Origin of the sequence: Pseudomonas sp. Root401 (genome assembly GCF_001425105.1) — a bacterium.
Lineage (GTDB): Bacteria > Pseudomonadota > Gammaproteobacteria > Pseudomonadales > Pseudomonadaceae > Aquipseudomonas > Aquipseudomonas brassicacearum.
On sequence record NZ_LMDO01000040.1, the window covers coordinates 13479 to 27866 of the forward strand.

A 14388-nucleotide genomic window follows, 5' to 3' on the forward strand; every position below is an offset into this window, starting at 1 on the left:
CAAGACAACAAAATATGCGACACCTTGATGCCGTCATCGCGGGCAAGCCTTGCTCCCACAAGTGCAAGGCCAAACAATGTGAAATCAGGCCTTGCCCCAGCAGATGGGCAGCCCAACCTCATGGGAGGGCAAGCTCGCTTCACAAGTGCGACGCAATACCTGTGGGAGCAAGGCTTGCCCGCGATAAGGCTCATGAGAACAATAAAGGTGCACCCTGCCTGCAAGCGCCACCCCCTGGTGCATCACACCGAACGAAACGTTCACCGCCCCCTATAGTCAGTAACTCATGACCCCGCCCACGGTGACAGGCCCGCGATGCTCACTTTGCTCAAGCAAGAAAAACTGCTGTTGCTGGCGCTGATCGCCGCGTGTATCGCCTACCCACTGGAGCACCGGCTGCTGGGCAGCGGGCAGGTGGTGGCGTTGACCGGCGGCCTGGTCCTGATCGGTTTCATCGTCGCGGCGTCCATGCGCGTGGCCCATCACGCCGAACTGCTGGCGGAAAAGGTCGGTGATCCTTACGGCACCATGATCCTGACGCTGTCGGCGGTACTGGTGGAGGTGGTGATCCTGGCGATCATGATGAGCAACGAGGCTTCGTCGACATTGGTGCGGGACACGATCTACTCGGCGGTGATGCTCGACATCAACGGCATCCTCGGGCTCGCGGCGCTGATGGGCGGGATCAAGCATGGCGAGCAGGCTTACAACGACGATTCAGCGCGCACCTACAGCGTGATGATTCTCACCGCCATGGGGGTATCGATGGTGGTGCCGGAGTTCATTCCCCGCGAGAGCTGGAAAATCTATTCGGCCTTTACCATCGGCGCGATGATCGTGCTGTACACCTTGTTCCTGCGCATGCAGGTCGGGCCTCACAGTTACTTCTTCAGCTACAGCTATCCGGAAAAACGCCGCAAGAAAGAGCCGGTGGAAAACGAACCGGAACCCATCAGCCTGACGCTTTCCATCGGCGCGCTGGTGTTTGGCGTGGTGGTGATCGGCGCCCTGGCCGAAGTCATGTCCAAGGCCCTCGACCTGGGGTTGGAAGGCTCGGGTGCGCCGCCGGTGGTCACGGCGATCCTGGTGGCCGCCATCTCCGCCGCACCGGAAATCCTCACCGCCCTGCGCGCGGCCCTCGCCAACCGCATGCAGTCGGTGGTGAATATCGCACTGGGGGCTTCGCTGTCCACCGTGATCCTGACCGTGCCGGTGATGGAGGCCATGGCCCTCTACACCGGCCAGCCGTTCCAGATGGCAATGACCCCGGTGCAGACGGTGATGATCTTCATCACCCTGATCGTCAGCGCGATCAACCTCAACGATGGCGAAACCAATGCCATTGAAGGCATGACCCATTTTGTATTGTTCGCGACGTTCATCATGTTGTCCTTGCTGGGTCTCTAGAAGAGCATCGCGGGCAAGCCTTGCTCCCACAGTAAATGGTGGGTGTTTATGAGGGCAGCCTTGCCGCGAGACCTGTGGGAGCAAGGCTTGCCCGCGACGGCGTCCGATCAGGTGCCGGCGATCAACTCCCGCGCCGCCTGGCTGTGGTCAGCAATCAAGCCCTTCAAGTCCAACCCCTCGACCTGCCCGTCGATGACCCGCCATTGCCCTCCGATCATCACCCGATCCGCCCGGTCCGCACCGCACAGCAGCAGTGCGGAAATCGGATCGTGGCTGCCGGAGAAACGCAGCTCATCGAGCTTGAACAGCGCCAGGTCGGCCTGCTTGCCCACCGCCAATTCACCGATATCGCTGCGCCCGAGCAGTTGTGCCGAGCCCCGGGTTGCCCAGCCCAGCACGCGTTCTGGCGTGATCGCTTGCGCGCCGTAGCGCAGGCGCTGGATGTACAGCGCCTGGCGGGTTTCGAGGATCATGTTCGAGGCATCGTTGGACGCCGAACCGTCTACCCCCAGGCCCACGGGAGCGCCGGCGGCGGTCAGGTCCAGGGTCGGGCAAATGCCCGAGGCCAGGCGCATGTTCGAACTCGGGCAGTGACAGATACCGGTGCCGGCGGTACCGAGACGGGCGATTTCATCCGGGTTGAAATGAATGCCGTGGGCCAGCCAGGTACGCGGGCCAAGCCAGCCGACGCTGTCCAGGTAATCCACGGTGCGCAGGCCGAAGCGTTGCAGGCAAAACGCTTCTTCATCGAGGGTTTCGGCCAGGTGCGTGTGCAGGCGTACGTCGAGTTTTTCCGCCAGCTCGGCGCTGGCGCTCATGATCTGCGGCGTGACCGAAAATGGTGAGCAAGGTGCCAGGGCAATCTGGATCTGCGCGCCGTCGCCGCGCTCGTGGTACTCGGCGATCAAGCGCTGGCTGTCGTCGAGAATCACCTGGCCCTGCTGCACGGTCTGCTGCGGCGGCAAGCCACCGTCGGCTTCGCCCAGGCTCATGGATCCGCGGGTCAGCATCGCGCGCATGCCCAGTTCACGAACACTCTGCACCTGCACGTCGATGGCATTTTCCAGGCCTTCGGGAAACAGGTAGTGGTGGTCGGCCGCGGTGGTGCAGCCCGACAGCAGCAACTCGGCCAAGGCCACTTTGCTGGCCAGGGCAAGTTTTTCCGGGGTCAGCCGTGCCCACACCGGGTAGAGGGTCTTCAGCCAGGGAAACAGCGGCTGGTTCACCACCGGCGCCCAGGCGCGGGTCAGGGTCTGGTAGAAGTGATGGTGGGTGTTGATCAACCCCGGCAGGATCACATGCTCGCGCGCGTCGAAGATGTCGTCACAGGGCTGGGCGGGTTGCTGGCCGGCGCTCAGCAGTTCGACGATCACACCGGCCTGCAGGACGAGGCCGCCACGGGCATCGAGGTCGTTGGCCGTGAAAATGGCGAGGGGATTTTTTAACCAGGTACGGGTCGCAGGCATGGTGGCCGGCTCCTCTGAAAGTGGGTTCAGGTTAGCCAGCTCAGTGATGCCCTGTCTGCTGATCCAGGGTCGCCCGTTGGGTAGGGCGAGGAGGGGAGTTTACTCAGGTTGCCGGACACATTTCCAGTATCAGACTGAGATCCAAATGTGGGAGCGAGCCTGCTCGCGATGCGGTGGATCAGCCACTATAAATACTGAATGTGAGTCTGCTATCGCGAGCAGGCTCGCTCCCACAAGGAACTGCTGTGCTTACCAGGCAATCGTCTCGCCCCGATAGTTGACGAAGTGATGTCCGCCTTTGCCGGCGAACGCATTCACTTGATCGATCAGCCCGCGAGTGCTGCTCTCGACATCGATGTCCGCGCCTTCGCCGCCCATGTCGGTCTTCACCCAGCCCGGGTGTAGCGACAGCACGGTCAATGCCTGCTCGCCCAGTTGGCTGACGAAGCTATTGGTCATGGAGTTGAGCGCCGCCTTGCTGGCCTTGTACAGCGCCAGTTCCGGTGCGTCGGGCATGGTCACGCTGCCCAACACCGAACTCATGAAGGCGAGCACGCCGCTGCCGTCGCGGATCTGGCCGACAAAGCGTTGAGCCAGGTTGATCGGCGCCACGGCGTTGGTGAAGAACAGCTGGCCGACTTCGGCCAGCGTCGCGCCGCCCGGGTTCTGGTTGTCCGGGCCCTTGACGCCGGCATTGACGAACAGCAGGTCGAAGGTCTCGCCCTTGAGCTGTTGGCTCAGGGCAATGACCGCTTGCTGGTCGTCCATGTCGAGTTTTTCGATCCGCACCGGGCCCAGCGCCTTCAAAGCCTCTGCGTTCTGCGGGTTGCGCACGGTGGCGGTGACGTTCCAGCCATCGCTGAGCAGCGTCTTCACCAGACCAAGGCCCAGGCCCCGGGAGGCGCCGATGATCAATGCGTTTCTTGCCGAATTCATGAGAGGCATCCTTGAAAGAAAAAGGTCATGGATTTAATGGACAGCGTTGCCCGAGCCGTTGTTTCAGCTCGTGACGCAACGCGTCGAGTTCGGTGATGCGGGTTTCGATCAGGTTCAGTTTGTCTTGCAGCAATTGCGTCACGGCGCAGTCCGGGTCGGGGGCGTTCCACAGGGCGGCGACGCTGGCGCCGATCTCGCCCAGGGTAAAGCCCAGGCGCTGGGCTGTCTTGATATAGAGCACCAGTTGGACCACGTCGGCGGGGTAGTCGCGATAGCCATTGGCGCTGCGCGTCGCCGCGATCAGGCCCCGCTGCTCGTAGAAGCGCAGTGTGTCTCGACTGACGGCGCAGGCCTGGGCTAATTCACCGATGCGCATTGTGGAACTCCAGAGGACTTGACCTTGGAGCATACCCCAGGCTTTAGCCTTTTCGCTCCCCAATTATCTGGAGCAAAGTGTATGTGGAGTTCGATGCAATATCGCCGGGTGGTGCTTGGCAGCGCCTGGTATGACCTGATCGTGTCGGCCGCGCTGGTCACGCCGTGGAGCTTTGCGGCGCTGCATGGTGTGTTGATGAGTTTGACTCAGCTATTCGACCTGCCTGGAGAACTGCCGCCGTTTGCGCCGGCGCATGTGCTGATGGTGAATCTGCTCGGCTCGATTGTCTGCGTGTGGTCGGTGCTGCGGATTCGGGATCCGCAGGCGCAGTACGGGCGTTATGACGCGACGGGGCGGTTTCTGTTTTCGGCCTGGATGCTGTATGCGCTGCTTCATGGGGCCAGTGCGGTGTTGTGGGTTTTCCTGTTTTTCGAGGTGGTGTGGGGCTTGGTTCAGGTGTTGCCTGTTCGGGACTCATCGCGGGCAAGCCTTGCTCCCACAGATCACTGAAAATCTGTGGGACTCTTGAAAATCTGTGGGAGCAAGGCTTGCCCGCGATAGGCGCGCCGCGGTCTATCTCAGTGCCCCGCCTGCCAAGGCTGCCCCAGGGACACCGGCGCATACAGCCGGGTGCGCACGGCGTCCCGGGACAACAGCACCAGCACCACAATGGTCGCGGCATACGGCAGCATCGCCAGCAGACTCGACGGGATCGCCAGGCCCAGCCCCTGGGCCACCAGGTGCAGGATGCTGGCGAGGCCGAACAGGTAGGCGCCGAGCAGCAGGCGCCACACCCGCCAACTGGCGAACACCACCAGCGCCAGGGCGATCCAGCCGCGTCCGGCACTCATGTTCTCGGCCCACATCGGCGTATAGGCCAGCGACAGATAGGCGCCGGCCAACCCGGCCATGGCGCCGCCAAACAACACCGCCAGGGTTCGCACCCGCAACACCGGCAGGCCCATGGCACTGGCGGCATCGGGGTTTTCCCCAACGGCCTGGATGATCAATCCCGCGCGGCTTTTCATGATCGTCCACGCCACCAGGGCAAACAGGGCGAAGGACAGGTAAACCAGCAGATCCTGGGCAAACAGCATCCGCCCGATCAGTGGAATGTCACTCAAGTAAGGAATCGCCAGCGGCTCGAATCCCGCCAGCGGTTTGCCGACCCAGGCCGCCCCGACGAAGCTCGACAGGCCCACACCGAAAATCGTCAACGCCAGCCCGGTGGCCACCTGATTGGCGTTGAATACCAGCGCCACCAGCGCGAACAACGCCGACAACAGCATGCCGGCAGCCATCGCCAACAGCACGCCGAGCCACAGGTTGCCGCTGTTGAAGGCGACGATAAAACCGATCACTGCACCGAACAGCATCATGCCTTCCTGGCCCAGGTTGAGGACGCCGCTTTTTTCGCAGACCAATTCACCCAGGGCCACCAGCAGCAACGGCGTACCGCAGCGGACCATGGCGTAGAAAATATTGCTCAACAGGTCGATATCCATCACAGCGCTCCTGCCTGTACAGCGGTGGTTCGGGTGCGCCGGGCCCAGCGCAGGTTGAGGCGTGGCCGGTACAGGATCAGCACGTCGCAGGCCAACAGGAAAAACAGCATCATCCCCTGGAACAATTGGGTGATTGCCTGGGGAAGGTTCAGCGACATCTGCGCGCTCTCACCGCCGATGTACAGAAGGGCCATCAACAGGCTGGCAAACAGAATGCCTATGGGATTGAGCCGCCCCAGGAAGGCCACGGTAATTGCCGCATAGCCGTAGCCCGGCGACACCTGCGGCACCAGTTGACCGATCGGCCCGGTCACTTCGCAGACGCCGGCCAGCCCGGCCAGTGCCCCGCTGATCAACAACGCCAGCCACACCAACGGTTTCTGGCGAAAACCGGCGAAACCGGCGGCGCGGGCATCGAGGCCCAGTACCTTGATCTGAAAGCCAACGAAGCTTTTCTGCAGCAACACCCACACCGCCACCAGCGCCAGCAGGGCGAAATACAGCCCGGCATGGACCCGACCATCCTCCAGCAGCAACGGCAGGCGACTGGCCTCGCCGAACATCGCCGATTCCGGGAAGTTGAAACCTGCCGGGTCTTTCAACGGCCCGTGAACGCAAAACAGCAGCAGGTTCAGGGCGATGTAATTGAGCATGATGCTGGTGAGGATTTCATTGGCATTGAAGCGCGTGCGCAGCCAGGCCGTGAGCCCGGCCCAGGCGGCACCGGCCAGGGAGCCTGTGAGCAGGATCAGCACCAGTGCCCAGCGGCTTTGCATGTCGATGATGTTCACCGCCAAGGCACTGCCGGCCAGGGCGCCGAGCAGCAGTTGGCCTTCAGCACCGATGTTCCAGATTCGCGCCTGATAGGCCACTGCCAGGCCGAGGGCACACAGCAGGATCGGCAAGGTCTTGACCAGCCACTCGGACACGCCGTACAGGTCGCTGATCGGAGCGATCAGCAAGGTGTACAGCGTTTGCAACGGGTCATGCCCGAGGGCGATGAACAGCAGCGAGCCACAGGCCAGGGTCAACACGGCGGCCAAGAGCGGCGAGCACCAGAGCATCAGGCGCGATTGCTGGCCACGGGGTTCGAGAGAAAGCAGCATGTAGAACTCCGTTTAAACCGGTGCGGGGGCAGGGGATTGAGGGGCGTCGAACTGGCCGGCCATCCAGCCGCCGACGTCACTGAGCCGGGTCTCGGCGGTGGGCCTCAAGGCCGACAGCCGCCCGCCGCACAAGGCGCCGAGGCGGTCGCTGATCTGGAACAGTTCGTCGAGGTCTTCGGAGATCACCAGAATCGCCGCGCCTGCATCGCGCAGGGCAATCAGGGCGCGATGGATGGTCGCCGCCGCGCCGACGTCCACGCCCCAGGTCGGGTGAGCGGCCACCAGCAGCTTCGGCTGTTGGAGGATTTCCCGGCCGAGAATGAATTTCTGCAGGTTGCCTCCCGAGAGGCTGCGCGCTGGGGTTTTGGTGTCGGGGGTCTTCACGCCAAAGCGGCGGATGATCTCCTCGGCCAAGTGTTCGACCTTGTTGCGGCGAATCAGTCCGTGGCTGACCAGGCCCTGTTGGAAAGCGCTGAGCAAGGCGTTATCCGCCAGGCTCAATTGCGGCACGGCGCCATGGCCCAGGCGCTCGGCGGGGACAAAGGCCAGCCCGAGCCGGCGACGGGCGTCGGGGCGTAGATGAGCCACGGGTTGCCCGTCGAATCGGATCGTTTCGCCTTGCTGGCGGGCAAGCGCAGTTTCTCCGCTGAGCAACGCCAGCCATTCGTCCTGACCATTGCCCGCCACCCCGGCGATGCCGACGATTTCGCCGCTACGCACCTCCAGGTCGATCTCCCGCAACGAGCAGCCGAACGGGTCCGGGTTGTGCCATGACAGTTTGTTGATTTGCAGGAAAGCTTTGTCTGCGCTGACCTTGGGATAATCCGTGATCAACCCGGCCGCTTCGCCAACCATCAGTTGCGCCAGCTCCCGGTCCGAGCAGTGCGCCGGGGTGCAGTGCCCCGACACCCGTCCGCCGCGCAGCACTGTGGCGCTGTGGCACAACGCTCGTACTTCCCCGAGCTTGTGGCTGATAAACAGGATGCTGCAGCCCTCGCTCGCCAGTCGGCGCAGGGTCACGAACAGTTCTTCGGCTTCAACGGGCGTGAGTACCGAGGTCGGTTCATCGAGAATCAGCAGGCGAATGTCCTGCATCAGGCAGCGAATGATCTCCACCCGCTGCCGCTCGCCAATCGACAGGCTGTGGACCAGCCGCTGCGGTTCCAGCGCCATGCCGTAGCGCCGGGAAACCTCGCGGATCCGGGGTTCCAGCTGCGCCGGCGTACCGGCTGCCGCGCCCATTGCCAGGGCAATGTTCTGCGCAACGGTAAGGGTTTCGAACAGCGAGAAATGCTGGAACACCATGCCGATTCCCAGGTTGCGGGCCTGGGCCGGATTGCGCAGGTTGACGCGCTGGCCTTGCCAGATCACCTCGCCCGAATCGGCAGGGGTGACGCCGTAGATAATCTTCATCAGGGTGCTTTTACCCGCACCGTTTTCCCCGAGCAGGGCGTGGATCTCGCCGGGTTGGATGCTCAGGTCGATGGCGTCGTTGGCCAGGCAACCGGGGTAGCGTTTGCTGATGTTGCGCAATTGCAGGCGCGCGATGGAATCGGGGTTGGACATGACAGGCTCGGGCCGATGGACAGGAATGCCTGTGGATAAAGCAATTTCCTGGCCATCAGGTCAGGAAATTAGCTTGGCCCGCGTCGCCAAGGCTCTCCGCATGTAGCCTGGGCATCTGCCACAGGAAAATTCTGCACCGGCTTGGAGCGCGCAAGCTTTGCGCAGGCATCGGTTTGCCCTGAAATGGGTGGTTAAAAATTGAGCAAGCGGCTGCGAGCCATGTCCTTCTTGGGGTGGCAGGAGCCATGAACGGGTTATCCACAGGTTGCTCCACAGTTATTGTGTGCAAGCGGGAAACTTGGGCATAAGCACTGCGGGGCTTTCTTCTAAAGGTGATAAACCGCCGCAAGCGTTTGTTTTATGGATGGATTTGTCGGTTCCACGGGACTTTGGCTGAAAAATGAGCAACTCTCTGAAACCCGCATGACAGAAGGGTTACAGAGGGATGTGCTCAGGTTATCCACAGTCGGGTACACAGTGGATGTGGGCAAGTTGAACGATTGCGGGGCGCCCTGAAAGGTCGCAGGCTGATCTCAACGTGCCAGCAGAATCCGGCCACGGCTCAGGTCGGCCAAGTGCGTTTGCAAGGTTTCGATCTGCGCTTCGCCCACGGCCAGTTGAAGGTCTACGCCATTGGCCGTAAAGCGTTCTTCATTGACCAACCCGCCGCATTCGGCGACGCGCAGTTTCACCAGGGCCAGTTCGGCGAATCCGCAGGAACAGCGCAGCGCCACGCGACTGATCAGTTCGATTTTCTCGGCGTTTTGCAGGCATTTGTTCGCGCCGCCGCCATAAGCCCGAGCCAGCCCGCCGGTGCCCAATTGAATCCCGCCGTACCAGCGGATCACCAGCACCGCGACCTGATCGCAGGCTTGTGCTTCGATCGCGGCCAGGATCGGCCGCCCGGCGGTGCCTCCCGGTTCGCCATCGTCGTTGCTGCGGTATTGGTCGCCGAGTTTCCAGGCCCAGCAATTGTGCGAGGCATTCAGGTCGCTGTGCTGGTCGATAAAGGCCTGGGCGTCGGCGGGGCTGGTGATGGGCGCGGCGAGCGTGATGAAGCGGCTTTTGCGAATTTCTTCGCGGTATTCGCAAAAGCCGGCAAGGGTAAAGGGCATGGCGATCTTAGAGGGCAGGTGTCAGGCCGCAGCCCTTGAGAATGATGCGGATCAGGTTGTCGCCAGCTTCGACCATGTCCTGCTTGGTCAACTTGCTGCGCCCGGTCACGCGACAGATCTGGGTGGCGAAGTCGGCGTAATGCTGGGTGCTGCCCCACAGCAGGAAAATCAGGTGCACCGGGTCGATCGGGTCCATCTTGCCGGCATCGATCCAGGCCTGGAATACGGCCGCTCGGCCATTGAACCAGGCGCGATAATCCTGGTTGAAATATTCGGTCAGGCATTCGCCACCGCTGATCACTTCCATGGCAAACAATCGCGAGGCCTGGGGTTGGCGACGAGAGAACTCCATTTTGGCGCGGATATAGCGGGTCAAGGCTTCGGCCGGATCATCCTCGGCGGTGAGGGTATTGAAGGTGCTGTCCCACAATTCGATGATGTTGCTCAGCACCGCCACGTACAAGCCGAGTTTATTGGTGAAGTAATAATGCAGATTTGCCTTGGGCAGCCCGGCCTTGAGGGCGATGGCATTCATGCTGGTGCCTTTGAACCCGTGACGGGCGAATTCATCTTCGGCAGCCTTGAGGATCGTCTCTTCATTCTTTTGACGAATGCGACTGGTGGGCTTGCCACCGTGGGCAGGGACTTCAAAGGTCATGGGCGTTTCCGGGCTGGGTCTGTGGGCAAGCAAGTGCGTTGATAGCGCACCGGCATCAATCCGACAAGTGCCATCACACTAAAAGCCTCTCGATGGCGATCCTCTGCCCCTTGTGGGAGTTAGCGGGTGGCCGCCAGGCTTTCGAGAAAACTCTCCAGCACCAGATGAGGCCGACGCCCCTTGCGGGTGACCGACGCCAGGCTCAAGTCATAGAACCGTGCCGAGGGCTTCAAGGCCCGCAGCCGACCTTGCTGGACCCAGAGGCTGGCGTAGTGATCGGGCAGGTAACCGATGTAGCGTCCGGTGAGGATCAGGAACGCCATGCCTTCGCGGTCCGATGCGCTCGCGGTGCAATTGAGCGCCTGGTAATGGGCCTGTATTTCGGCTGGCAGGCGGAACGTGGGCGCGATGGCGTCCTGGCTGTTTAGGCGAGCGTCCTCGAGTTGCTGGTCATCGACATAGAACAGCGGATGTCCGACCGCGCAGTACAGCAGCGACCGTTCACTGTACAGCGGTTGATATTCCAGGCCGGACAGGGCACTGGCCTGGGGAACTACGCCAACATGCAAGCGCCCGTCGAGCACGCCTTGCTCTACTTCGTTGGGGGCGATCATGCGAATCTGGATCTGCACGTCGGGCCCGCGTTCTTTCAATTGCGCCAAGGCGTGGGTGATGCGCATGTGGGGCAGAGTGACCAGGTTGTCGGTCAGACCGATGGTCAATTCACCGCGCAAATGCTGGTGCAGGCCGTTGACCTCGGTGCGAAAGCTTTCCAGTGCGCTCAATAGCTGCAACGCCGATTGATACACCTCGCGACCTTCCTCGGTCAGGGAAAAACCCGCGCGTCCACGCTGGCACAGACGCAGGCCGAGGCGTTGCTCGAGATCGCTCATCTGCTGGCTGATGGCCGAGCGGCCGATGCCAAGCACGGTTTCAGCGGCGGAAAATCCACCACATTCCACTACGCTGCGGAAAATGCGCAGCAGGCGAATATCAAAGTCGCTGACCTGGGCCAGTGGATCGGGACGACGAACGCTCATAGTTTAGTGATCCACCGACTGAAGGTTACAAAAGTTGGATTTCACCGACTTTATCGCCGTGGCAACTTAGCTGCAAGAACGCTTTCGATTCCCTGTCGCTTATGACCTGCGAGGTTTTGTCGATGAACATGCCCGAACACGCTGCCGGTTCCCTGGCCAGCCAGCTCAAGCTGGATGCCCACTGGATGCCTTACACCGCCAACCGCAATTTCCAGCGCGATCCGCGCCTGATCGTCGCTGCCGAAGGCAGTTGGCTGGTGGATGACAAGGGGCGCAAGGTGTATGACTCGTTGTCGGGCCTGTGGACATGCGGTGCCGGGCACACCCGCAAGGAAATCCAGGAAGCGGTCGCCAAGCAGCTGGGCACCCTCGATTACTCGCCGGGGTTCCAGTACGGCCATCCGCTGTCGTTCCAACTGGCGGAGAAAATCACCAGCCTGACCCCGGGCAATCTCAATCATGTGTTCTTTACCGACTCCGGCTCCGAGTGCGCCGATACCGCGGTGAAGATGGTCCGCGCCTACTGGCGTCTCAAGGGCCAGGCGACCAAGACCAAGATGATTGGTCGTGCCCGTGGCTATCACGGCGTGAACATCGCCGGCACCAGCCTCGGCGGCGTCAACGGCAACCGTAAACTGTTCGGCCAAGCCATGATGGACGTCGACCACTTGCCTCACACCTTGCTGGCCAGCAATGCCTATTCCCGTGGCATGCCGAAAGAGGGTGGCATCGCCTTGGCCGATGAGCTGCTGAAGTTGATCGAGCTGCACGATGCTTCCAACATCGCTGCGGTGTTCGTCGAACCGATGGCTGGATCGGCCGGTGTGTTGGTGCCGCCAGAGGGTTACCTCAAGCGCCTGCGGGAAATCTGCGACCAGCACAGCATCCTCCTGGTGTTCGACGAGGTGATCACTGGTTTCGGTCGCACCGGTTCGATGTTCGGTGCCGACAGCTTCGGCGTGACCCCGGACCTGATGTGCATCGCCAAGCAAGTCACCAATGGCGCGATCCCCATGGGTGCGGTGATTGCCAGCTCCGAGATCTACCAGACGTTCATGAACCAGCCGACGCCCGAGTACGCGGTGGAATTTCCCCACGGCTACACCTACTCGGCCCACCCGGTGGCCTGCGCGGCTGGCCTGGCGGCGCTGGATCTGCTGCAGAAGGAAAACCTGGTACAGAGCGTGGCCGAGATCGCCCCGCATTTCGAGAATGCACTGCACGGCTTGAAGGGTGCGAAGAACGTTATCGACATTCGCAACTATGGCCTGGCCGGCGCGATCCAGATCGCCGGGCGCGACGGCGATGCCATCGTACGTCCGTTCGAGGCCGGCATGGCGTTGTGGAAGGCCGGGTTCTATGTGCGGTTCGGCGGCGACACCCTGCAGTTCGGGCCAACGTTCAACAGTAAGCCGCAGGATCTGGATCGCCTGTTCGATGCGGTCGGTGAAGTGCTGAACAAGCTCGACTGATACGTCCTTCTATATAGCTTTCGATAACGGGCGTCCGGTCACGGGCGCCTGTGGATAATTCTGGAGTCCCCATGAGCCTCATCCCGCATTTGATCAATGGCGAACTGCTGAGCGACAGCGCTCGCACCGCCGATGTGTTCAACCCGTCCACTGGCCAGGCCATCCATAAAGTGCCGTTGGCTGATCGCGCGACCATCCAGCAGGCCATCGACGCCGCCAAGGCGGCTTTCCCGGCGTGGCGCAATACACCGGCGGCCAAGCGCGCTCAGGTGATGTTTCGTTTCAAGCAATTACTGGAGCAGAACGAGTCGCGTATCGCGCAGTTGATCAGTGAAGAGCACGGCAAGACGTTGGAAGACGCGGCCGGTGAGCTCAAGCGCGGCATCGAAAACGTCGAGTTCGCCTGTGCGGCACCAGAAATCCTGAAAGGCGAATACAGCCGTAACGTAGGACCGAACATCGACGCCTGGTCAGACTTCCAGCCTTTGGGTGTGGTGGCGGGTATAACGCCGTTCAACTTTCCGGCGATGGTGCCGCTGTGGATGTATCCACTGGCGATCGTCTGCGGTAACTGCTTCATCCTCAAGCCGTCCGAGCGTGACCCGAGTTCGACGCTGCTGATCGCCCAGTTGCTGTTGGAAGCCGGTTTGCCCAAGGGCGTATTGAGCGTGGTACACGGCGACAAGGCTGCGGTGGACGCGCTGATCGAAGCGCCGGAAGTGAAGGCGCTGAGTTTTGTTGGTTCGACGCCGATTGCCGAGTACATCTATGCCGAGGGCACTCGGCGCGGCAAGCGCGTCCAGGCGCTGGGTGGGGCGAAGAACCATGCGGTGCTGATGCCGGATGCCGACCTGGACAATGCCGTCAGCGCACTGATGGGCGCGGCGTACGGTTCGTGCGGCGAGCGTTGCATGGCGATTTCGGTAGCGGTGTGTGTCGGCGACCAGGTGGCGGATGCGCTGGTGGCCAAGCTGGTGCCGCAGATCAAGGCGCTGAAGATTGGCGCAGGTACATCCTGTGGGCTGGACATGGGGCCGTTGGTGACGGGTCAGCATCGCGACAAGGTCAGCGGCTATATAGAAGACGGTGTGGCGGCGGGTGCTTCGCTGGTGGTCGATGGCCGTGGCTTGAGTGTGACCGGGCATGAGGAAGGTTTCTTCCTGGGTGGCTGCCTGTTTGATCGCGTGACCCCTGAGATGCGTATCTATAAGGAAGAGATCTTCGGGCCGGTACTGTGCATCGTCCGGGTAAATAGCCTGGAAGAGGCGATGCAGTTGATCAACGATCACGAGTATGGCAACGGCACTTGCATCTTTACTCGCGATGGCGAGGCGGCGCGGTTGTTCTGCGATGAAATCGAAGTCGGCATGGTGGGCGTCAACGTTCCATTGCCGGTGCCGGTTGCCTATCACAGCTTTGGCGGCTGGAAGCGCTCGCTGTTCGGTGATCTGCACGCCTACGGCCCGGATGGCGTGCGTTTCTATACCCGTCGCAAGGCCATTACCCAGCGCTGGCCGCAACGTGCGAGCCATGAGGCTTCGCAGTTTGCATTCCCCAGCTTGTAATCGGTAAGTGAAGAGGCCGGCGCCCTTGGGCGCCGGCCTCTGTGTTTACGGGGCTTTTTGACTGATGTGACAGAATTATGAAAATAGGTGTTGACGGCAGATTCTGGAAGTCTATAATTCGCCCCACTTCCGGCGCAGTCGAAACGGAAAACTCCTTGAGATTCAATGAGTTAAGT

The 14388-nt window shown here is 61.6% G+C and carries 13 protein-coding genes; 4 read left to right on the plus strand and 9 right to left on the minus strand.

Annotated elements, in window-relative coordinates:
• Positions 1-315: 315 nt before the first annotated feature.
• Positions 316-1407 carry a calcium:proton antiporter gene (locus ASC85_RS24035; RefSeq protein WP_057451673.1) on the plus strand — a complete coding sequence of 364 codons (1092 nt, stop codon included), beginning with the start codon at positions 316-318 and terminating at the stop codon, positions 1405-1407.
• Positions 1408-1514: 107 nt separating this feature from the next.
• Here ASC85_RS24035 and ASC85_RS24040 read toward each other — a convergent pair whose 3' ends face one another.
• The 3 genes from ASC85_RS24040 to ASC85_RS24050 form a co-directional block, all read right to left on the minus strand.
• Complete coding sequence (locus ASC85_RS24040; RefSeq protein ID WP_057451674.1) at positions 1515-2873, minus strand: 8-oxoguanine deaminase; 1359 nt, start codon at positions 2871-2873, stop codon at positions 1515-1517.
• A 249-nt stretch (positions 2874-3122) separates the two neighbouring features.
• Entirely contained in the window at positions 3123-3809 is a 687-nt protein-coding gene (locus tag ASC85_RS24045) for an SDR family oxidoreductase (RefSeq protein ID WP_057451675.1), read from the minus strand.
• Positions 3810-3834: 25 nt separating this feature from the next.
• Entirely contained in the window at positions 3835-4185 is a 351-nt protein-coding gene (locus tag ASC85_RS24050) for a MerR family transcriptional regulator (protein ID WP_003197497.1), read from the minus strand.
• Positions 4186-4266: 81 nt separating this feature from the next.
• Here ASC85_RS24050 and ASC85_RS24055 point away from each other — a divergent pair, with 81 nt between their 5' ends.
• Positions 4267-4695 (plus strand): hypothetical protein, encoded by a 429-nt coding sequence (locus ASC85_RS24055; RefSeq protein ID WP_057451676.1) that lies wholly within the window; start codon positions 4267-4269, stop codon positions 4693-4695.
• A gap of 68 nt (positions 4696-4763) precedes the next feature.
• Here ASC85_RS24055 and ASC85_RS24060 read toward each other — a convergent pair whose 3' ends face one another.
• The 6 genes from ASC85_RS24060 to ASC85_RS24085 form a co-directional block, all read right to left on the minus strand.
• A complete protein-coding gene (locus ASC85_RS24060; protein WP_053178018.1) occupies positions 4764-5690 on the minus strand; it encodes an ABC transporter permease in 927 nt (308 codons plus the stop codon).
• A complete protein-coding gene (locus ASC85_RS24065; RefSeq protein ID WP_057451677.1) occupies positions 5690-6796 on the minus strand; it encodes an ABC transporter permease in 1107 nt (368 codons plus the stop codon). The genes ASC85_RS24060 and ASC85_RS24065 overlap by 1 nt, the downstream gene beginning before the upstream one ends.
• A gap of 12 nt (positions 6797-6808) precedes the next feature.
• Positions 6809-8362, minus strand: coding sequence for an ABC transporter ATP-binding protein (locus tag ASC85_RS24070; protein WP_057451678.1), 1554 nt, complete (start codon positions 8360-8362; stop codon positions 6809-6811).
• A gap of 533 nt (positions 8363-8895) precedes the next feature.
• Positions 8896-9477 carry an IMPACT family protein gene (locus ASC85_RS24075; protein WP_057451679.1) on the minus strand — a complete coding sequence of 194 codons (582 nt, stop codon included), beginning with the start codon at positions 9475-9477 and terminating at the stop codon, positions 8896-8898.
• Positions 9478-9484: 7 nt separating this feature from the next.
• A complete protein-coding gene (locus ASC85_RS24080) occupies positions 9485-10135 on the minus strand; it encodes a TetR/AcrR family transcriptional regulator (protein ID WP_003197514.1) in 651 nt (216 codons plus the stop codon).
• Positions 10136-10254: 119 nt separating this feature from the next.
• The gene (locus ASC85_RS24085) at positions 10255-11175 is read right to left on the minus strand and encodes a LysR family transcriptional regulator (protein WP_057451680.1); all 921 of its coding nucleotides are present in this window, start codon (positions 11173-11175) and stop codon (positions 10255-10257) included.
• A 122-nt stretch (positions 11176-11297) separates the two neighbouring features.
• On the opposite strand from ASC85_RS24085, the gene ASC85_RS24090 reads away from it, so the two are divergent.
• Positions 11298-12647, plus strand: coding sequence for an aspartate aminotransferase family protein (locus ASC85_RS24090; RefSeq protein ID WP_003197518.1), 1350 nt, complete (start codon positions 11298-11300; stop codon positions 12645-12647).
• A gap of 71 nt (positions 12648-12718) precedes the next feature.
• Entirely contained in the window at positions 12719-14212 is a 1494-nt protein-coding gene (locus tag ASC85_RS24095) for a CoA-acylating methylmalonate-semialdehyde dehydrogenase (RefSeq protein ID WP_003197520.1), read from the plus strand.
• The last annotated feature ends 176 nt before the right edge of the window (positions 14213-14388 follow it).